Below are 18,852 nucleotides of genomic sequence, written 5' to 3'. Positions count from 1 at the left end.
GATCAGCTGACCGGGTTCTGGCAACTCGGATCCGTTTTGTTCGCGCGCAGATCCTCGCACGAGATCGTCTCGAGGCTCGGGATGCACGTCTGACGGAGGGACGATTCGTCGCGTATTTTGGAAACGAGGGGGCAAAGGCGCTTCTGTCCCGCGTACTCGTCTTCATAAGTGGCCCACCCACAACGCGCGGACGCTTTTGCCAGGGCATCCGCGAAGTCGAGGCATGTCTGGTATACACTTTTTCCCGCATCCGCCAATGGCTCCGGGTTTGCCGGTTGCCCCGCATCCGCCAGTGGCTCCGGGGTTGTCGGTTCCGTGGGAGGTGCCGGAGGCTTCGCGGTCGGAGGTTGCGTCGGGGCCGCGGTTTGCGCCGGGGGCGCCTTTTGATCGTTTCTCTTGCCGGTGTCCCTCGGGCCATCGGGACCGCCGCTGCATGCCGCGACGTTCAAAGCCATGACGGCGGCCGCGGACAGAATCATCGATTTGCCATAATATGAATACTGCATAATTCTCCTAAACGACGTAACGACTTCTTACGTTAAGATTTCGAATGATAAGATCCGTACGGCTATGCCGATGGCAAGCCTATGCTCGTCTCATTGTGAGGCTGCATGCTTGGCCAGTCTTGATTCCGCGCATGACGTATCTTCGGTCCTGGCGCCAGCCCTGATTGTTGTATCCTTGCAATGAAGACGTGCGCAGCTCTTCACTGACGCAAAGAAAATTGCGTTCGGTCCAAGGGAAAATACTGCCGACCTCTGCGTCCCATTGGGCCGCGACTCGCCCCGTCAGCCCAACAGAAGCGACCGCATCCAAGCGCGCCGCCTGTGACGCCCCCTTCGCGCCCGTGGCGCGAAGGGGCAGGGGCCGCGCAGCTCTCTTCGGCTTTGTGCTAACTCTTGGCGGAGGACGCGCGAGATCCGATGTTGAACCCTGGCATTCGATCGATTGAGGCACGCCGGCTCAACGGAGACGCGCCCCCAATCGACGAACGCGACGACGTCGTCGTCGAGGAACCGCTCGAGATCCGCATCGCCGGTGAAACGATCGCGGTGACGATGCGGACTCCAGGTCACGATCGCGAGCTCGTCCTAGGCTTTTTGCTCGCGGAAGGCGTCATCGCGTCGGCGATGGACGTCATGACCGTGACCTACTGCGGGCGCATCGGCGACGAAGCGCGCGAGAACACGATCGACGTGAAGCTCGCGCCCGGCGTGAAGCCACCGCTCGATCCGGAGACGGGACTCCTTACGCGGCGCGGCACGCTCACGACGAGTGCCTGCGGGGTTTGCGGGCGCCGCTCCATCGACGACCTCGTGGAGAACATCCGTCCGCTCGCGCCGACGGACCTGGGGACCGAGCGGAGCACCCTGGCCGGCGCCGTGCGCACGCTCCGCGACCGTCAGCGGATCTTCGGCCGGACGGGGGGGTGCCACGCCGCGTCGCTCGTGGACTTCGACGGGCGCGTGGTCGCGACGTTCGAGGACATCGGCCGGCACAACGCCGTCGACAAGGTGCTCGGCTCGCGGGTGCTCGCGGGCGAGGTACCGTCTTCGAACCGCGTCCTCGTCGTCAGCGGTCGATCGAGCTTCGAGATCGTGCAGAAGGCATTCTCCGCGGGCATCCCGGTCGTAGCCTCGGTCTCGGCACCGTCATCCCTTGCCATCGACCTCGCGAAGCGCGCGAACATGACGCTCGTCGGCTTCGTCCGCGAGGAGGCGATGACCATCTACACGGGCGCGGATCGTATCGTCGACGGCCCCTGAGAATTCACAGGAAGACGGGAAGACGGGAAGTTTTTTTGGTTTCCATTGCGGCCCATGGCCTCAATGGAAACCCATCAAAACCCTTCCCGTCTTCCCGTCTTCCTGTGAATTTCTCTTCTGCTGCTTTGAGCTAGGGCCCGAGCCTCGGGCGCTCGTTTGCGGCGATGGCGGGAGCTGCGCTCGCGGCGCGCAGGGTAATGCGTACGCATTTGTGGGCCGGTTGATTGCACTCGTTGATCGCACGCACCGCGACGAGCACGTTGGCCTCCGGGTAATAGCTGGCGGCGCTCTTCCTCGCGATCGGATACGCGATGGCGCGGAAACCGTGGGCCGTGCGCGTTTCGCCCTCGAAGTGGCTGGTAATGTCGACCGACTGCCCATCGGCGAGGCCGAGCTCCTTCAAGTCGTCGGGATTCACGAAGATCACGCGGCGACCGCCCCACACACCGCGATAGCGGTCGTCGAGCCCGTACACGACCGTGTTGAACTGGTCGTGGCTTCGCACCGTCGTCATGAGCAGCTCTCCGGGCGCGAGATCGTGTTGGGGGATCCCGCAGGAGGAAAACTTCGCCTTGCCCGTCGACGTGCGGAACGTTCGCTCGCGCGCCGCGTTGGGCAAGTAGAAGAAGCCTTCGCGCAACCGCTCGTTGAAACGGTCGAAGCCGGGAATCACCCGCGAGATGTGCTCACGCACCCGATCGTGATCCAGGAGCGACTCCCAATCGACGGGCTGTCCCTCCTTGCCAAAGGTAGCTTGCGCAATACGAACGATGATTTCCGTGTCGCTCAACAGATCCGCATGGACCGGTTCCTCGGTACCGCGCGTCGGGTTCACGATGCCCATCGAGTCCTCGGCGCTCGAGAGCTGGACCTTGCCGCCGTACACCTCGCGCTCGGCGCGGCCGAGGCACGGCAGGAGAATCGCCTCCTGGCCCCCGAACAAGTGCCCGCGGTGAAGCTTGGTCGAGACGTGGACGACGAACGGGCAACGGCGGAACGCTTCGGCGGTGAAGCGCGTATCGGGCGCGGCGGAGAAGAGGTTGCCGCTGATCGCGAAAAAGACCTTCGCGCTACCGTCATGGAGCGCGTGGAGCGCCTCGACGGTATCGACCCCGGCCTGGCGCGGCGAGCGAATCCCCATCTCGGCGTCGAGCGCGGCGAGGAATGCCTCCTTCGGGCGCTCCCAGATGCCCATGGTCCTATCGCCCTGCACGTTGCTATGGCCGCGAACGCAGCACGGCCCCGCACCTTGCCGCCCGATGTGGCCACCAAGCAAGAGCAGGTTCACCACCTGCCTCACGTTGTCGACGCCGTTCGGATGCTGGGTGAGCCCCAAGCACCAGAGGATGATCATCCGTTTGCCGCGACCCACGATGTCCGCGAGCTGCTCGATCATCGTGCGGTCCACGCCGCTGCTCGCGACGATCTCTTCCCACGTCGTCTTCTCGAGCCCCTCGACGAAGTCGTCCCAGCCACTCGTGTGCTCGGCGACGAAGGCGCGATCGATCACCGAACCGGGGTTTTTGCGATCGCGCTCGACGAGGAGCTTCATCACGCCTTGCAGCAGCGCGGCGTCACCGTTCACCCGGACGGGCACGAAGAGATCGGTGAGGGCCGTCCCCGATCCGAGCAGGGCCAGCGGCAGCTTGAGCGGGTTCGAGTAGTCCTGCGGGTTCGGGTTGATGACCCGCATCAACCCCGTCTCGGGCATGGGGTTGATCGAAACAATCGTCGCGCCCCGGTGCTTCACCTCCTCGAGCGTCGTGAGCATGCGCGGGTGGTTCGACCCCGGATTGTTCCCGATGATGAGGACCGTATCGCAGTGGTCGAAGTCCTCGAGCGTGACGGTCCCCTTGCCGATCCCAATCGTGTCCGTCAGCGCCGTGCCGCTGGCCTCGTGGCACATGTTCGAGCAGTCCGGCAGGTTGTTCGTACCGAACTGGCGCGCAAGCAGCTGAAAGAGGAACGCCGCCTCGTTGACCGTCTTGCCCGACGTGTAAAAGATGGCGTCGTCGGGGTGGGGGAGAGCTCGCAACTTGGCGCCAATGCGCGTGAAGGCGTCCGCCCACGAGATGGGCTCGAAATGCGTCGCGCCCTCTCGCTTGATCATCGGGTGCGTGATCCGGCCTTGCGCATTGAGCCAATAGTCCGATTGCTCGATCAAATCGGCGATCGCGTGCTTGGCGAAGAACGACGGCTCGACCCTGCGGCGGGTCAGCTCGTCGGCGATGGCTTTGGCGCCGTTCTCGCAAAATTCGAAAACCTTGCGTTTGTTGTCCGGGCTCGGCCACGCGCAGCTCTGGCAGTCGAAGCCGTCGACCTTGTTGACGTTGAGAAAGGTTCGGGTGGTGCGGGCGACCCCCATTTCCCGCAGACCGCACTTCATCGTTTGGACGATGGCGGGGATGCCGGCGGCCTCCTTGCAGCGGTCGTCGACCGAAACCTTGGCCAATTTCGTCTCGGCGGGCGTGTCACCGAGGGCGGTCGTCCGCTCCTGCTCGCCTCGCGTCGCAAGCTTAGTCGAAGTCTCGATGGACATCCCGAGCAGCATACACCTCGCGGCGACCATGAAACTTGGCTCGCATTCATCAGCTGCGGGGTGACGTTCATGATGACACCACGCCGCCTTCGCTTCGAAGCAAGTTCATCATGTCGAGCAATCGCACGACGCAATGTTCGGGCAACGCGGGGAGACGAATTCGGGCTCATTCCCGCTTTGCGCGTAGATACCCAATCATGGCGATCGGCCGTTCCGTCGCGTTGCAATCGAAATAGCGTTACCCATTGGCACAATCGCGATGTCAACGTCCGCGACACGCATTACGAAGTTTCACCGAGCGCCGGCTCGAAGCGGACGAGAAGGAGCGGCTGCGGCTGGCCGCGCGCGCTCGAAGGTACAAAAGAAAAAACGCCCGCTGCGTACCGAGGTACCGCAACGGGCGTCAATCAGGGTTGGCTTGAATCTCACGTTCAAGCCAGAGGGGGCGACCCCAATGGGAATCGAACCCATGTTACCGGCGTGAGAGGCCGATGTCCTAACCGCTAGACGATGGGGCCATTGCTCCCTTGCGAGAGGGAGCCTTGACTACTTCAACCGCGTAAGTTCAGCAAGTAAGAATCGGAAGAAAGATGAAAAAGCTTCGGAAGAAAAGATAGGTCCCTTTGTGGACCTTGCTGGGGGACAAGGATTCGAACCTTGATAGCCAGAGCCAGAATCTGGCGTCCTGCCGTTAGACGATCCCCCAAGGAGATGAACTGCTCAAGCGAAGGGATGCGCAGGGTACCCTTCCCAGAACAGATGTCAAGCATTTCGATCCGGGGTTCATTCTTTTCGGAACTTGCCCCGGGGCAGGGGGGTCAGGGTAAAAGGTTCCGACCGTGCGCCGCCCCGCTCTTGCAGCTGGGGGTGCAGGTAGGGGCTTGACGTGGGCGCGGGGAAGTTTAGCTTGCGCGGCGCTTGGCACTCGCTTTGTTCGAGTGCCAACTCGGTGGAAAGCCCCAGGTTTTGGGCCCAGCCCTCAAGGAAAAGCGGAGCCGCTCATGAGCGCCAAAGACATCCAATACAGCCGCAGCGCACGAAGCAAGATTTTGCGAGGGGTGAATCACCTCGCCAACGCCGTGAAGGTGACCCTCGGACCGAAAGGTCGCAACGTCGTCATCGAGAAGAGCTTCGGCGCGCCCGTGGTGACCAAAGACGGCGTCACCGTGGCGAAAGAGATCGAGCTCTTCGACAAGTTCGAAAACATGGGCGCGCAGATGGTCAAAGAGGTCGCCTCCAAGACCAGCGACAAGGCGGGCGATGGGACCACCACCGCCACGGTCCTCGCCCAGGCCATTTACACACAGGGCCTCGCCCTCGTCGAAGCCGGCCACAACCCGATGGATCTCAAGCGCGGCATCGACGCGGCGGTGGAAGCCATCGCCAAGGCCATCCGCAGCATCGCCAAGCCCACCAAGGACAAGGCGCACATCGCGCAGGTCGGCACCATCAGCGCCAACGGCGATTCGGCCGTCGGCAACATGCTCGCCGACGCCATGGAAAAGGTCGGCAAAGAAGGTGTCATCACCGTCGAAGAGGCGCGCGGCACCGACTCGGCGCTCGAGGTCGTCGAGGGCATGCAGTTCGATCGCGGCTACCTCTCGCCGTACTTCGTCACCGATCCCGAGAAGATGTCCAGCGTCCTCGAAGACGCCCTCGTGCTCATCTCGGAGAAGAAAATTTCGGCCATGGCCGACCTCCTGCCGCTGCTCGAGCAGGTCGCCCGTGACGCCCGCCCGCTGCTCATCATCGCAGAAGACGTCGACGGCGAGGCGCTCGCGACGCTCGTGGTCAACCGCCTGCGCGGCCTGCTCAAGGTCACCGCGGTCAAGGCGCCGGGCTTCGGCGATCGCCGCAAGGAGCTGCTCAAGGACATCGCCATCCTCACCGGCGGCCAGGTCGTCTCCGACGATCTCGGGGTGAAGCTCGAGAGCATCACCGTGCAGGATCTCGGGCGCGCCAAGCGCATCACGGTCGACAAGGACAACACGACGATCGTCGACGGGGCAGGGGACACGGCCCAGATCAAGGGCCGCGTCGAGGCGATCCGCAAGCAGGTCGACCTCACCACCAGCGACTACGACCGCGAGAAGCTCCAGGAGCGCCTGGCGAAGCTCGCCGGCGGCGTGGCCGTGGTGAAGGTGGGCGCGCACACCGAAACGGAGATGAAAGAGAAGAAGGCTCGTGTCGAGGACGCGCTCCACGCGACGCGCGCTGCGGTCGAAGAGGGCATCGTCCCCGGCGGCGGTGTGGCCCTTCTCCGCGCGAGCAAAGCGCTCGACGCTCTCAAGGTCCCGGCCGGCCAGGAAGCAGGCGTCAAGCTCGTGCGCCGCGCCATCGAAGAACCGCTCCGTCAGATCGCGCGCAACGCCGGTGTCGACGGCGCCGTCGTCCTCGAGAAGGTGCGCACGGCCGAGGGGTCCTTCGGCTTCAACGCCCAGACGGAGCAGTTCGAAGATCTCGTCGCCGCCGGCGTCATCGACCCGGCAAAGGTCGTGCGCTCGGCACTGGAATTTGCCGCCAGCGTTTCCGGCATGATGCTCACCACCGAGGCCGTCGTGGCCGATCGTCCCAAGAAGGAATCCGCAGGCGGCGCCGGCGGAGGCATGGGCGGTATGGGTGGAATGGGCGGCATGGGAGGTATGGGTGGAATGGGCGGCATGGGCATGGGTGGAATGGGCGGCATGGGAGGTATGGGCGGCGACTTCGACATGGACTGACACCCGTCCAGTCGGAGCACTCTCCCGGAAGACCACCTGATTCGCGCAGCCTGATTCGCGGGCCCTGGCTCAATGCCTCGGCCCGCGAATTTTTTTTGTCATCGAGCTGTGCCGAAGAAGCACGAAATTTTTTGCATGCCCGACCGTCAAACGCTGCACTGTAATCGTGAGGGTTCCGTTAGGCTCCCTCCCTTCTCCTTGGAGACCCACATGAAGAAAGCGTTGTCGTGTTCGCTCCTGGTGATTTTGGCCACCATGGCCTTCGGAGCAGACGCAAAGCTTGCGCGTACGGGTGAGGCGCCGGTCGTCCATTTCAATGCGTCGGGCCCTGCCGGGCTCAAGATCGTTGGCACCACCAGCGACCTCAGCACGGACGGCGACGACAAGGTCATCAAGGTCATCGTGCCGCTGGGCAACATGACCACGGGCATCTCGCTGCGGGACAAGCACATGCGCGAGAAGTACCTACAGGTTGGTACGTACCCCAACGCCACCTTCGAGGTGCCGCGGGCGAACATCAAGTTCCCCGCCGCCGGCGCCGAAGCGTCGGGCGATGCGCAGGGCACGCTCACCATCCACGGGCAAAGCAAACCCACCACCGCCAAGTACACCGCCCGAAAGAACGGCGATGTGTACGCGGTCAAGGGCACGATGCACGTGAACATCAAAGATTTCGGGATCGAAGTGCCGAGCTACTTGGGGGTAACGGTCAAACCCGATATCGACATCGATGTGCAGTTCTCTGCCAAAGATCAGTAACGAACCTCCTCCTCTCGCTTCTCGTCCTTCATGAAAACCAAAATGCCTCTAACGCCACGTTCGATGGCTTGTCCCAGTTTGCCCAGCACCCGGCAATCGAGCAGCGGCAGCGCGACAAGCCCGGCGAGGCCGGCGCGTTTGTCCGAGACAGGTGCGAGGATCGCCGGAGGTAATGGCGACCTTCGCGTTCCGAGCCACGCATCGCGCCGGTCCCGCCGGTTTCGTCCCGCTGCCGCCGTCCTCGCACGGCGACGTGGTGAGAACCGTTACGTACCATCGACAGGCACCGTAGCTGGCGGGGTTAAGCTCCGCCTCGTTCGCCTTCTTCCGTGCGCGCTGTTCGCCCTGGTCATGATTGCGTGGACGCGTCCCGCAGAGGCCTATGCGTGGATGATTCGCCACGACTACACCTCGTGCGCGCAATGCCACGCCGATCCGTCGGGAGGCAGCTTGCTCACCCCCTACGGCCGCGCGCAGGGCGAGCTGCTCTTGCGCAGCCAGTACGGCAAGCAGGCGGACGATGCCGAGCCGGGCAAGATGAAGGACTTTCTCTGGGGCCTCATCCCGCTCCCGGAGCCAACGATTCTGCTCGGCGGCGACGTGCGCAATGCGTACCTCGCCGCGCGAGAAAAGGCCGGGGACGCGCCCGCGGGCACCGACAACCGGTTCATCTCGATGCAGGCCGATTTCACCGGCCAGGTCATGGTCGACCGGTTCCGGGCCAACGCCAGCATCGGCTTCGATTACAAGGGCGCGCAGAGCAACGCCATCACCCACCGCGACGAGTACAACCTGATTTCGCGCGTCCATTGGGTGGGCGTGGACCTGGGTGAGGACAAGCAATGGCTCGTCCGCGCGGGGCGCATGAACATGCCGTTCGGCATCCGCCAAATCGAGCACACGCTCTTCGTGCGCGATCTCACGCGCACCGACACCAAAGGCGGTGCCGACCACTCCGCGCAGCAACACGGCGTTTCGCTGTCGTACAACGCGGAGGGGATACGCGGCGAGCTGATGGCCATCTTGGGCAACTACCAGCTCAATCCCGATGCCTTCCGCGAGCGCGGGTATGCGGGCTACATCGAGTGGGCGCCGATGACGACGCTCGCCTTTGGTGCGAGCAGCTTGGTCACGCACGCGTCGAGGGATTTGCGACTCGGAACCGAGTTGACCCGGCAGGCGCACGGCGTGTTCGGGCGCTATTCACCGATTCAGCCGCTGGTGCTCACCGCGGAGGCCGACTTCCTCATCAACACGCAGCCAGGCAACGGCGCCGGCGGCGGGACCCACGCCGGATTCGCCAGCTTCCTGCAGGGGGACTACGAAGCCTGGCAGGGCTTGCACTTCATTCTCACGGGGGAGACGAAACGCGACGGACTGGCGAACACGAACTGGTCCTACGGCGGGTGGGCCGGGTGCGCGTGGTTCTTCGCCCCGCACGCCGACATCCGCGTCGACGGGATGCTGCATCATCTGGATCGCTCCGGAATCGGCAGCACGGCGACCACCTTCCTTGCTCAGTTCCACCTTTACCTGTGAGCACGATGAAATCCTGGAGCCTTCGCCTCGCCTCGTTCGTCGTCACGCTCTGCGCCGCGCTGCCGGCAGCGGCCACGCCGAATTTTCCAGGGGCCATCCAGCGCGATCTTTCGCTGAACGCGCCCCCGCCGTGCACCACGTGCCACAACAACCCCGCGGGCGGCACCGGAACCGTCACGCAACCCTTCGGGATGAAGATGATCGCTCGCGGGCTCGTTCCGGGGGACGAGACCACGCTGCAGCGCGCGCTCGGCGCCCTGGACGCTGAAAATTCGGACGTCGACGGCGATGGCGTCAAGGACATCCAGGAGCTGCGCAACGGGACGGATCCCAATGGGTCGACGGAAACGCCCAGCTATGGCTGCGGCGGCTCTATCAGCCCGGTCAACCCGCGGCGTGCGTTGCCGGATGCGTCCGTGATTCTTTCGGGTACGCTGATGGCCATCGGGGCGATCTTCCTGCGCCGCCGCCGGCTTCCCCGAGGGCAACGAGAGGACGAGGGATAGCATGGGCCTGCGCCTACCGATTCCACCGCAACCGCAAGAGCGCGTTCGTCTGGACGACCACGTCCTCGCGCAGCGGTGCGTCGCGGGGGATCGCGCAGCGCAGCACCAGCTTTTTCACGCACACCGGCGCCGCGTTCATGCAACGCTCTATCGCATCGTGGGATCGAACGCGAGCATGGACGACCTTCTGCAGGACACGTTCATCAACGTCTTTCGCTCGCTGGCCACGTACCGCGGCGAAGCGCTCCTCGCGACGTGGATCGATCGATGCGCCGTTCGCGTGGCCTACGCACACATTGCGCAGCGAAGGGCCCGCATGCCGTCGCTCGAACTCGTTCCCGAGATCCCGGCAGGGGATCCTTCGGCCGAACGGCGCGCCCTGGCGCGCGAGGCGGCGCGGCACCTTTATGCGGCGCTCGACGAGATGGATCCCAAGCAGCGCACCGCATTCAGCTTGCACGCCATCGATGGCCGTCCCCTGGCCGAGGTGGCCGAGCTGATGGACGCATCCGTGGTGGCGACGCAAACGCGGGTATGGCGCGCGCGGCGTGCGCTGTCGGCCCGCGCCGGAAAAGATACCGCGCTGGTCGATTTCATTTCGGCCGGGCGCACGAGCGGCAAGGAGGACGGGTGATGGCGATCGAGCCTCGCATCGACGTCGAGCCGCTCAGCGAGTCGCGCTGGGCACGGATCGAAGGCGCCGTCTTCGATCAGCTGGACCACGACCAGCGCGTGGCGGTGCCGCACTTCATCGAGGCACCCGCGGGCTCGCGGTGGCGCGCCGGTGCGGCATTCGTCGTGGCCGGGGCGGTCGCGGCGGCCATCGGCGCGCTGGTCACCCGTGCGGTGTGGCATCCCGAGCCACCGCCGGCCATCACGTCGCAGGTGGAAACCGGCGCGAGCGGCACCCATCTGATCATCGGCGAGGCCGCGCTCGACGTGGGGCCTCGAACGGCGTTGGTCGTCAACGGCGACGATGCGCGCGGCGTGTTGGTCGTCCTGGAGCGAGGGCACGTCGAGTTCGAGGTGGCCCCGCGGCAGGGCCGCCCCTCGTTCGTCGTGCAGGCGGGCGAGGCGCGCGTGAGCGTCACCGGCACGCACTTCACGGTCGATCGCGGCGGGTTGAACGATCGCGGTGTCCGCGTCGAGGTGGCGAGCGGCTCGGTCGAGGTGAGCACGCCGGGCGAAATCGTGAACGTGCACGCGGGCGAGCAATGGCCCTCCTTGCGGGAAAACCAGGAAGCTTGGGTCGTCTCGCCCTTGACGCCGCCCGCGGAGCCTTCCCAAACGGAGGCGCCGGCCATCCCACGGGCAAGCCGGCGCAGCGCCGCATCGTCGACGCGGCCGCCGGAGGTCGATCCCGACGACTTCGTTTCCGGCGGCAACGGTGTCCTCGAAACGCCGGAACCCCGCGGCCGATTCGAGCAGCGCACACCGCCCCAGGCCGAGACGCCACCGGCTGCCGTGTCACCTGCGGAGACGCAAGCCTTGTCGCGCCGCGCGCTCTTCGAATCGGCGGCGCGCCTCGAATCGAGTCACCCAGCCACGTCGCTTTCGCAGTACGGGGAGCTGGCGCGCGGCTCGGATCCGTGGGCGGCGAACGCACTTTTTGCCGCAGGCCGGCTCGAAGCCGACCGCGGGATGCACGAGGCGGCGCGCCGCACGCTGGAAGAGTACATCGCACGTTTCCCACGTGGCGCGAATGCAGCCGATGCGCGCGATCTCCTGAATCGGCTCAAAGGAAAACCGAAGCTACCGTAAAGTAGCCCCGCGATGCCGTTCGCCCTGCGCACGCTGATCGTTTCCTTCGTGCTCCTGCTCACGAACACAGCGTGGGCGGAACGGCGGCGGCTCGGCTTCATTCGGGCCCCCGAGCGGCTCGCGCACGCGGTGTCGATTGCACTCTCGCCGTGGGAGATCGACACCGTCCCGCTGGAGGCCGCCCCCGATGCCCGTTACGTCGCCGCCCGCGATGCGCGCGCCATCGCCGCCGCCAAGGACGTCGATGCCATCGCCTGGCTCGTCGAAACCGAGGGCGATCGCACCATCTGGCTCTACGACGTGCGCGACGACCAAACCGTGACCCGCACGGTCACACCGGGCGAAATCGACGACGCCTCCGCCGCGTCCATCGCGCTATCGCTCAAGACGCTCCTTCGCGCCAGCACCGTGGCCCCGCCGCAAGAGCGCCTGGGCGGGCGGGCCGAGTCCCGCATCCGCGGCCCCGGCGTTTTCCGCCTCGAGCTGGAAGGCGGCGCGCGCCTCAACGCTTCGGAGCGAACCTTCCTCGAATCGCGCGTCGGCTTCGCCGTATCGTTTTGGCCGAGGCTCTTCGAGGACCGACTCGGCCTCGCGCTGCGCTACGAGGACGGGCCGGGCTGGGGGCTCGACGGGGTGCCGAACTACCTCGGCCGATTCGCCGACCACACCGTCTCCGCCGCCCTGCGCGGCCGCATCCCCCTCGGCTCCATTCTCGCACTGGAACCTGGTCTGGGCGGCGCTCTGCACATCACCACCATCACCGGCGGCTGGTCCAACGGGTATCCGCCCGCGGACATCTCGCGCAACTACCCCGCCGCCGAACTCTCCCTCGGACTCTCCGCCACCATCGCCCGCTGGGCCATCCTCGGCGCCCGCGCCACCGGCGCCTACTGGGGCGACACGCACCGCTACGGGGAAGGGGGCGCGATTTTGACGCTGCCGGCGGTGCAGGGGAACGTGTCGCTGTTCGTGGGCGGTGCGATCAATTAGCGCAGTAGATGCCCTAGAGGATCGAGCACGTGCGCGTGCACGTGCACGAAGACGATCACGTAAACGATCACGAGGACGTGCACGCGATCGTGATCGTGCACGCGCACGATCCTCTAGCCGTTACAAATCTGCGCCCTTGGGAGGTTGCGGAGTAGGGGCGCCATCAAACGAGTCGAGAGAGGCGCGACTTGCGCTTTTGTACGGCGACGTACAAACGGTGACGTACAATTTGAGAGCGATGAAGCGCGTCACTGTATCCGTCGCTCGTGAACAGTTTGCCTCACTCCTCGAGGAAGTGGAGACGGGCGGAGAGGTCGAGCTCGTTCGCCGTGGAAGGCCCATCGCAGCAATGGTGCCTATCGAGGCGGCTCGCCGCCTCAATGCCGCGAAAGGCTATCGCGCCTGGCTCGCAGAGTACGCCGATGTCGATCTGAGCGTGCTCGAACCCGACGAAGAACGCTCGAAGTGACGTTTCTTGGTTAGAGGATCAAGCACGTACACGTACTCGTCTACGTGATCGTACTCGTCTACGTGATCGTGATCGTGCACGCGCTCGATCTTCCAGCCGCTACAAATCCGCGCCCTTGGGGAACTTCAGCAAGTCTTCCCACTCGCAGAGCATATTGTCGTCCGTCACCAGCCGCGCACCCGCCGTGCGCGCCAGCAAATCGTCCCGCCCCTCGAGCCCGTACTTGTCGTACGCATGCTGCTCGATGGTGTGCCCCATGCCCAGCAAGCGCGCCAGCACATCGCGCTGGTGCGGCACGTTCAGATCCAAGGCGGGAACGCCATCGATCTCCATCTCGCGCAGGGTACGCTCCCAGCGCGCGTGATTGAAGGTGAGGGGAGAATCACTCACCGCCATGAAGTTCACGATGCGCATCGCGTGCGGAAACAGCGTTGCGGCGGTGCGCTGCACGTCATCCGACGACGTCGTATTGAAGTAGTGGAGCCCGCCCGGCAGAAGGTGCGCGCGCGCCACCTCCATGAAGTCCGCCGAGAGCAGGTTCGTCGCATGCGCCCGGAAGTGGTACGTCGTGTTCATCACGATGACGTCGAACTTGCGCTCGGGGTGGCGCAAAAGCCAACGGCGCCCATCGTCGATGACCATGTCGACCTTGGGGTTCTTCAGCAAACTCGCCACGTGCGGATGCTTTGCAATGAGCTCCAAATAGCCGGGGTTGATCTCGACCACCGTCAGGTGCTCCACCCCCGGCAAATGCGCCACCACCTGCGCCCACGATCCGGACGAGAGGCCCACCATGAGCACGTTCTTCGGATTCGGGTGAATCGCCGAAACTGCAAATGCCCGCTCGATGAAATTCTTGTCGTCCACCAGCGACACGTTGAACGCGCCGTCGTACGCGCCGCCCCCGTACACCTGTTGGTAGTGATTCACCGCGATGACGCCGTGCCGATTCTCCACCACGTCGGCCAGGGTCATCTCGGGGCGATAGAGCTCCTTGTACAAGAGCCGTTCGTACAGATGCTCGAACAGCACCGGTGAAGCGAACACCGCGCCCACCCCGGCGAGCACCACGGTTCCCAACCCCACCGCCGCGCGCGGGGTGGATGGGCGGCTCGCGAGAAACAGGAGCGCGACCATCACCAACCCCGTGGCCCCGAGGAAGGCACTGATGGTCTGCGTCGACCAAACGTCCATCAGCACGAAGCCGGTGAGGAAACTCCCCGCCGCCGAGCCAAGGATATTTGCAAGGTAGACGTACGACAGACGCTGCCCGGCACGGTCGTCCGCCGGAATGCCGAAGTGCGCCACCAGCGGCAGCACCGCGCCAAGAAGCCCCGCCGAGACGGCCACCACACCGAAGGCGGGAAACCATGCGTACTGCGCCAGGCGCGCGAGGATCGGAATGACCAGAAAGCCCGCCACGTCCGACAAGAACACGAACGCCGCCAGCGCCCGCAGCGAGCGCTCTTGCCCCGAGGCGTCGCCATCGTCCTCGCGGCAGAAACGGCGGCTCCCCGACGAGCCAAGCGCCACGCCGAGCAGGTAGCAGCCGAGGAGCAGCCCGAACACGGTCGGCCGGCCCCAGCTCACGAAGGAAAACGCCCGGTACCAGAGAATCTCGTACGAAAGCGCGATGAAGCCCGCCATCAGCGCCACGGCGAGGGTCAGAGGAAAACGGCGGCTCATCGTGCAAGCTCGGCAGTGCGGGAAGGCGTTTCACCGGATGAATCGCCCGAATCCAACGACGACGTCGCGCCTTTCTGGCGCTGGTGCAGCACGAACGCCGTCGCAGCTGCCGCGAGGTTGAGCAGCGCCGCCACGTGCACGGCGTGGCCCTGACCGAGACGCGGGAGGAGCACCAGCACGGACACCACCGACGCCAGCGCCGAGCCCAGCGTATTGATGAAGTACAGAAGCCCCACCGACCGTCCGACGTTTTTCGAGAGCCGGGTGAAGTGCGCCACCAAGAGCGGCAACGTCGATCCCATCAGCATGGTGGGCGCGAGGATCAAAAGGAACGTGACGAAGGCGACCGCGGGCGGCGATAAGGTCAACGTGGCCTGCCCCACGCCCCGAAAGAGCGGAAGGGAGACGGCGCCAAAGAGGCCGATGGTCGCTTCGACCGCCGCAAAGAGCAGGACTACCGGACGCCGCGGATCCTTCGAAACGGCGCCTCCTGCGAGGCTGCCCAGGCCAAGACCCAGCATGAAGGCCGTGACCACAACCGTCACGGACTCGATGTTGATGCCGTAGATCGCGAACAACGTTCGCTGCCACACGACCTGGTAGACGAGGGCGGCGAAGCCCGAGATGAAGAACAGCGTCGAAAGAATGCGCATGGTCTTTGGCGACTGAGTCCTGAGAGAAAGGGCCCGGAACGACCGCCCTTGTTTTGACTTGTTACAAAACGGCACGGTAAGCTCATTTGGACGTTCGGGCGCAGTCAAAAGCGCGCAGAACGGGCCAAGAAATGGATCTACGGGTCATCGGCTGCCATGGAGGGGAAACGCCGCGCCATCGAACGAGCGCTTTTTTGCTCGATGATCGTGTGGCCATCGACGCCGGTTCGCTCACGAGCGGCATGGACCTCGAGGCGCAATGCAAGCTCGAGGCGGTCCTCGTCAGCCACGCGCACCTCGATCACATCCGCGACCTGGCCACCATCGCCGACAACCGCGCGCAGAACGGGTGCAAGCCCCTCGTCGTGTGCGGCATCAAGCCGAGCATCGAGCTCTTAAAGAAGCACTTCTTCAACGGCAAGCTCTGGCCGGATTTCACGACCATCCCCACGGCCTCCAAGCCGACCATCGTCTACCAAGTCCTCAAGCCCGAAGTGCCCGCCAAGGTCGCCGGCCTCACGGTGCGCGCCATCTTGGTGAGCCACACCATCGACTGCAGCGCGTTCATCATCGAGTACGACGGCAAGACCGCCAGTAAGCGTGGCGCCATCGCGTACAGCGGGGATACCGGACCGACGAAGCGCTTTTGGGAGGTGCTCAACGAGGTGGAGGGATTGCGAGCCCTGCTGATGGAGGTCAGTTTTCCCAACGCGCAACAGAAGCTCGCGACCGTCAGCGGGCACCACACGCCGCAGACCCTGGGGCCGGAGCTTGCGAAGTACAAGAACCCCAAAGATCTCGCGACGTTACTCTACCACATGAAACCTACTTTCCAGGGTGAAGTGGAGCGTGAGTGTGCCAAGCTCAAAGGGCTCAACTTAACGGTCCTAAGCCTCGGGGATCACTTCATTCTTTAGGCATTCTACAGGGGTGAGCTTTCTTTCCCTTGCGCTCGCGCGCGAGCGGTATCAAACGTTGGGGCTTACGTGATCACTGCCCCTACCCAGATGTCCCCTACCTCCGCTCGCGCCTTGGAACATGAAGCCATCCCCGGTCTGGAGGATGATGAAGTCGCTTCTCGTGTGGTTCGTGAAGAACTGAAGCTCCTCGCCACCGTGCAAGCTGCGCTCGGTTCGGAGGCCAGTGCCAACACCGCCGCCCTTCGCGGTCGAGAACTCGATGATGCGCGGCTTCTCGAGCTGCGTGAAGACGTGGCCGTCGCCAAGCCGGAAGACCTGCCGGCGCTCTTCGAGCAGATGCATCACCTGGGCTCGTTGCGCGCCCAGCGTGGAAAAGGCGTGGTCGGCTCCGTCGACCCGAAGAATCCGTACTTCGGCCACCTGCGCCTCGAGGAGAACGGCAAGCGCCGCGACATCCTCATCGGCGGCAAGTCGTACGTCGACTCCAGCTCGGGCATCAAGATCGTCGATTGGCGTCAGGCCCCCGTGAGCCGCATCTTCTACCGCTACCGCGAAGACGACGACTACGAGGAGACGATGGGCGGTCGCGCGGTCGAAGGCGTCGTGCGCGCCCGCCGCGGCGTGGCCATCGCGGGCGGGGAGCTCGTGCGCGTTTCCGCGCCGCAAGGCACCTTCGTGCGCGGTGACGACGGCCGCTGGAAGCGCCTCGACGCGTTCAGCGCGCGCCTTCGCACCGAAGCGCGAACGGAGGCATCGGGCGCCAAAAAGCTGCCCGCGCATGCGGCAGGCGACAAGCACCTGCCGGCCATCGCATCGATGCTCGATTCCGCGCAGTTCGATCTCATCACGCGCCCCGGCGCAGGGCTCATTGCCATTCAAGGCAGCGCCGGCAGCGGAAAGACCACCGTCGGCCTGCACCGCATCGCCTACCTCGCCTTTGCGGAGCCGCAGCGCTTCCGGGCCGATCGCATGCTCGTCGTCGTGCCGCACGAGGCGCTCATGCACTTCGTCGCGCGCGTGCTGCCGTCGCTGGGGGTCGAGGGTGTCCCCATTTCGACCTTCCCGCGGTTCGCGCGGCGCCTTTTGCCGGAGCTTTTCCCGAAGCTTCCGCACCGCCTGCACGACGACACGCCGCCCGTGGTGGTGCGCGCCAAGACGCACGCCGCCATGCTGCGGGCCATCCACGCGTACGCCGCGCGGCTGAACGACGATCTCGATGCCCGCGTCGCCAAGGTCATGGAGAAGTGGCCCATGGGCGACAAAGTGGTCGCCGCATGGGCGGCAACCCGCGTCCCGGCGCCGGGCACCAAAGATGAACCGGTGGCCGATCAGCGCGTCACCACGTTCGCGCAGTGGCTCGCCGGCAAGCGCGCGATCGATGGCGCGGGCGTCGCGGCCACGTTGCCGCAGGTCACGCGCGGTGCAGTGGAGCGACTGGGCCAGGAGCTTCGCTCCCGGGCGCGCTCGGTCATCGGCGCGTGGGACGAGATCCTCACCTCGCGCGAGATGCTCGGGGAGGCCTTCCGCGGCCAGAAAGAGTTCGGCTCCGGTCAACTCGACCGGGTGCACGAGTGGTGCGTTCGCCAAGCGCGCATCCGCGCAGAAGGGGAGCGCGACGGCGAATTGGAGGCCATCGACGTGGAGGATATCCCGATCCTGCTGCGTCTCTGGCAAGCGATGCGCGGGCCGCTCACCGCACCGGACGGCACGCCGATCCGCATGGCCCACCTCTTCATCGACGAGGTGCAGGACCACAGCCCCGTCGAACTCCGGGTTCTGCTCGACCTGGCGAACAAGGATCGCTCCATCACCCTGGCGGGCGATAGCGCCCAACGTATGCTCGACGACGACGATTCGCGCGGCGAGTTCGATTGGAAGGGGCTCCTCACCGAGATGGGCATGGCAGCCACGACGTTGGAGCCCCTCAAGGTGAGCTACCGTTCCACTGCGGAAATCACGACGTTCGCGCGCGGTGTGCTGGGGCCGTTTGCGCACGAGGCGGAGCCCATCACCACCCGACGCGGGCCGGACGTGGAGCTCTTCAACTTTGCCTCGGTGGGCGAGTCGGTGGCGTTCCTTGCCGACGCGCTGAAGCAGCTCGCGCTGGACGAGCCCAATGCGAACGTGGCCCTCGTGGCCCGCTTCCCGCAGCAGGCCGACGTGATCTACGAAGGCCTGGAACGCGCGGAGGTCCCCCGCGTCCGCCGCGTGGCCAAGCAGGATTTCAGCTGGGAACCCGGCTTCGACGTGACCGACGTGCGCCAGACCAAGGGCCTCGAGTTCGACGAGGTAATCTTGCTCGAGACCACAGCGACCACGTACCCGGCGACCTCGCAGGCGCGTCATGCGCTTTACGTCGGTGCAACCCGAGCCGCGCATCAACTCTGGTGCATTGCCAGCGACAAGCCCTCGCCGGTCGTAACCGAGGCGCTTTCCACACGCCCGACGACCTAGCAACTTCCGCCTTCGCCGCGGCAGCGGATCTTTCGGACGCTTGCAGGAGCGTGCTATCGTCCCGGTGGAAACTCGAACGGGGCTCCTGCC

The 18,852-nt window shown here is 65.1% G+C and carries 15 protein-coding genes and 2 tRNA genes; 11 read left to right on the top strand and 6 right to left on the bottom strand.

All coding sequences use genetic code 11. The features are described 5' to 3' along the window. Positions 1-2: 2 nt before the first annotated feature. On the bottom strand, positions 3-479 hold the full coding sequence (locus tag LVJ94_20325; protein ID WXB09564.1) for a hypothetical protein: 477 nt from the start codon (positions 477-479) through the stop codon (positions 3-5). Positions 480-923: 444 nt separating this feature from the next. Here LVJ94_20325 and fdhD point away from each other — a divergent pair, with 444 nt between their 5' ends. Beyond that, positions 924-1,766: a formate dehydrogenase accessory sulfurtransferase FdhD gene (gene fdhD / locus LVJ94_20320; GenBank protein ID WXB09563.1), complete on the top strand. Its 843-nt coding sequence runs from the start codon at positions 924-926 to the stop codon at positions 1,764-1,766. A 130-nt stretch (positions 1,767-1,896) separates the two neighbouring features. On the opposite strand, the gene LVJ94_20315 is transcribed toward fdhD, so the two are convergent. The 3 genes from LVJ94_20315 to LVJ94_20305 form a co-directional block, all read right to left on the bottom strand. Next, positions 1,897-4,305 (bottom strand): FdhF/YdeP family oxidoreductase, encoded by a 2,409-nt coding sequence (locus LVJ94_20315; protein ID WXB09562.1) that lies wholly within the window; start codon positions 4,303-4,305, stop codon positions 1,897-1,899. A gap of 446 nt (positions 4,306-4,751) precedes the next feature. Next, positions 4,752-4,823, bottom strand: a tRNA-Glu gene (locus LVJ94_20310). 117 nt (positions 4,824-4,940) lie between these two features. Continuing rightward, positions 4,941-5,011: transfer RNA gene (locus LVJ94_20305), tRNA-Gln, on the bottom strand. A 295-nt stretch (positions 5,012-5,306) separates the two neighbouring features. On the opposite strand from LVJ94_20305, the gene groL reads away from it, so the two are divergent. The 8 genes from groL (at position 5,307) to LVJ94_20265 (ending at position 13,049) form a co-directional block, all read left to right on the top strand. After that, the gene (groL, locus tag LVJ94_20300) at positions 5,307-7,025 is read left to right on the top strand and encodes a chaperonin GroEL (protein ID WXB09561.1); all 1,719 of its coding nucleotides are present in this window, start codon (positions 5,307-5,309) and stop codon (positions 7,023-7,025) included. Positions 7,026-7,235: 210 nt separating this feature from the next. Continuing rightward, positions 7,236-7,784 carry a YceI family protein gene (locus LVJ94_20295; protein WXB09560.1) on the top strand — a complete coding sequence of 183 codons (549 nt, stop codon included), beginning with the start codon at positions 7,236-7,238 and terminating at the stop codon, positions 7,782-7,784. 351 nt (positions 7,785-8,135) lie between these two features. Then, positions 8,136-9,323 (top strand): OprO/OprP family phosphate-selective porin, encoded by a 1,188-nt coding sequence (locus LVJ94_20290; GenBank protein WXB09559.1) that lies wholly within the window; start codon positions 8,136-8,138, stop codon positions 9,321-9,323. A gap of 5 nt (positions 9,324-9,328) precedes the next feature. Further along, positions 9,329-9,829, top strand: coding sequence for a hypothetical protein (locus LVJ94_20285; GenBank protein WXB09558.1), 501 nt, complete (start codon positions 9,329-9,331; stop codon positions 9,827-9,829). 1 nt (position 9,830) lies between these two features. Beyond that, positions 9,831-10,463, top strand: coding sequence for an RNA polymerase sigma factor (locus tag LVJ94_20280; GenBank protein WXB09557.1), 633 nt, complete (start codon positions 9,831-9,833; stop codon positions 10,461-10,463). Further along, positions 10,463-11,590 (top strand): FecR domain-containing protein, encoded by a 1,128-nt coding sequence (locus tag LVJ94_20275; GenBank protein ID WXB09556.1) that lies wholly within the window; start codon positions 10,463-10,465, stop codon positions 11,588-11,590. Before LVJ94_20280 ends, LVJ94_20275 begins: the two co-directional genes overlap by 1 nt. 12 nt (positions 11,591-11,602) lie before the next feature. Further along, complete coding sequence (locus LVJ94_20270; protein ID WXB09555.1) at positions 11,603-12,580, top strand: hypothetical protein; 978 nt, start codon at positions 11,603-11,605, stop codon at positions 12,578-12,580. 238 nt (positions 12,581-12,818) lie between these two features. Next, positions 12,819-13,049 carry a type II toxin-antitoxin system prevent-host-death family antitoxin gene (locus tag LVJ94_20265; protein WXB09554.1) on the top strand — a complete coding sequence of 77 codons (231 nt, stop codon included), beginning with the start codon at positions 12,819-12,821 and terminating at the stop codon, positions 13,047-13,049. Between the two features lie 99 nt (positions 13,050-13,148). Here the strand turns inward: LVJ94_20265 and LVJ94_20260 are convergent, their stop codons facing one another. Beyond that, the gene (locus tag LVJ94_20260; GenBank protein ID WXB09553.1) at positions 13,149-14,735 is read right to left on the bottom strand and encodes a fused MFS/spermidine synthase; all 1,587 of its coding nucleotides are present in this window, start codon (positions 14,733-14,735) and stop codon (positions 13,149-13,151) included. Next, positions 14,732-15,388: a hypothetical protein gene (locus tag LVJ94_20255; protein ID WXB09552.1), complete on the bottom strand. Its 657-nt coding sequence runs from the start codon at positions 15,386-15,388 to the stop codon at positions 14,732-14,734. Before LVJ94_20255 ends, LVJ94_20260 begins: the two co-directional genes overlap by 4 nt. A gap of 131 nt (positions 15,389-15,519) precedes the next feature. On the opposite strand from LVJ94_20255, the gene LVJ94_20250 reads away from it, so the two are divergent. Both LVJ94_20250 and LVJ94_20245 read left to right on the top strand, forming a co-directional pair. Continuing rightward, positions 15,520-16,305 carry a 3',5'-cyclic-nucleotide phosphodiesterase gene (locus LVJ94_20250; GenBank protein ID WXB09551.1) on the top strand — a complete coding sequence of 262 codons (786 nt, stop codon included), beginning with the start codon at positions 15,520-15,522 and terminating at the stop codon, positions 16,303-16,305. Positions 16,306-16,470: 165 nt separating this feature from the next. Further along, the gene (locus LVJ94_20245) at positions 16,471-18,762 is read left to right on the top strand and encodes an ATP-binding domain-containing protein (protein WXB09550.1); all 2,292 of its coding nucleotides are present in this window, start codon (positions 16,471-16,473) and stop codon (positions 18,760-18,762) included. Positions 18,763-18,852 lie beyond the last annotated feature (90 nt).

It is taken from the genome of Sorangiineae bacterium MSr11367 (assembly GCA_037157805.1).
Classification (GTDB): domain Bacteria; phylum Myxococcota_A; class Polyangia; order Polyangiales; family Polyangiaceae; genus Pendulispora; species Pendulispora rubella.
This window is presented reverse-complemented; position numbering and strand designations above follow the sequence as displayed.

Excerpts from the sequence above, each read along its gene's own strand:
- LVJ94_20325 (WXB09564.1), bottom strand. The coding sequence starts at position 479 with ATGATTCTGTCCGCGGCCGCCGTCATGGCTTTGAACGTCGCGGCATGC.
- fdhD (WXB09563.1), top strand. The coding sequence starts at position 924 with ATGTTGAACCCTGGCATTCGATCGATTGAGGCACGCCGGCTCAACGGA.
- LVJ94_20315 (WXB09562.1), bottom strand. The coding sequence starts at position 4,305 with ATGTCCATCGAGACTTCGACTAAGCTTGCGACGCGAGGCGAGCAGGAG.
- groL (WXB09561.1), top strand. The coding sequence starts at position 5,307 with ATGAGCGCCAAAGACATCCAATACAGCCGCAGCGCACGAAGCAAGATT.
- LVJ94_20295 (WXB09560.1), top strand. The coding sequence starts at position 7,236 with ATGAAGAAAGCGTTGTCGTGTTCGCTCCTGGTGATTTTGGCCACCATG.
- LVJ94_20290 (WXB09559.1), top strand. The coding sequence starts at position 8,136 with ATGATTGCGTGGACGCGTCCCGCAGAGGCCTATGCGTGGATGATTCGC.
- LVJ94_20285 (WXB09558.1), top strand. The coding sequence starts at position 9,329 with ATGAAATCCTGGAGCCTTCGCCTCGCCTCGTTCGTCGTCACGCTCTGC.
- LVJ94_20280 (WXB09557.1), top strand. The coding sequence starts at position 9,831 with ATGGGCCTGCGCCTACCGATTCCACCGCAACCGCAAGAGCGCGTTCGT.
- LVJ94_20275 (WXB09556.1), top strand. The coding sequence starts at position 10,463 with ATGGCGATCGAGCCTCGCATCGACGTCGAGCCGCTCAGCGAGTCGCGC.
- LVJ94_20270 (WXB09555.1), top strand. The coding sequence starts at position 11,603 with ATGCCGTTCGCCCTGCGCACGCTGATCGTTTCCTTCGTGCTCCTGCTC.
- LVJ94_20265 (WXB09554.1), top strand. The coding sequence starts at position 12,819 with ATGAAGCGCGTCACTGTATCCGTCGCTCGTGAACAGTTTGCCTCACTC.
- LVJ94_20260 (WXB09553.1), bottom strand. The coding sequence starts at position 14,735 with ATGAGCCGCCGTTTTCCTCTGACCCTCGCCGTGGCGCTGATGGCGGGC.
- LVJ94_20255 (WXB09552.1), bottom strand. The coding sequence starts at position 15,388 with ATGCGCATTCTTTCGACGCTGTTCTTCATCTCGGGCTTCGCCGCCCTC.
- LVJ94_20250 (WXB09551.1), top strand. The coding sequence starts at position 15,520 with ATGGATCTACGGGTCATCGGCTGCCATGGAGGGGAAACGCCGCGCCAT.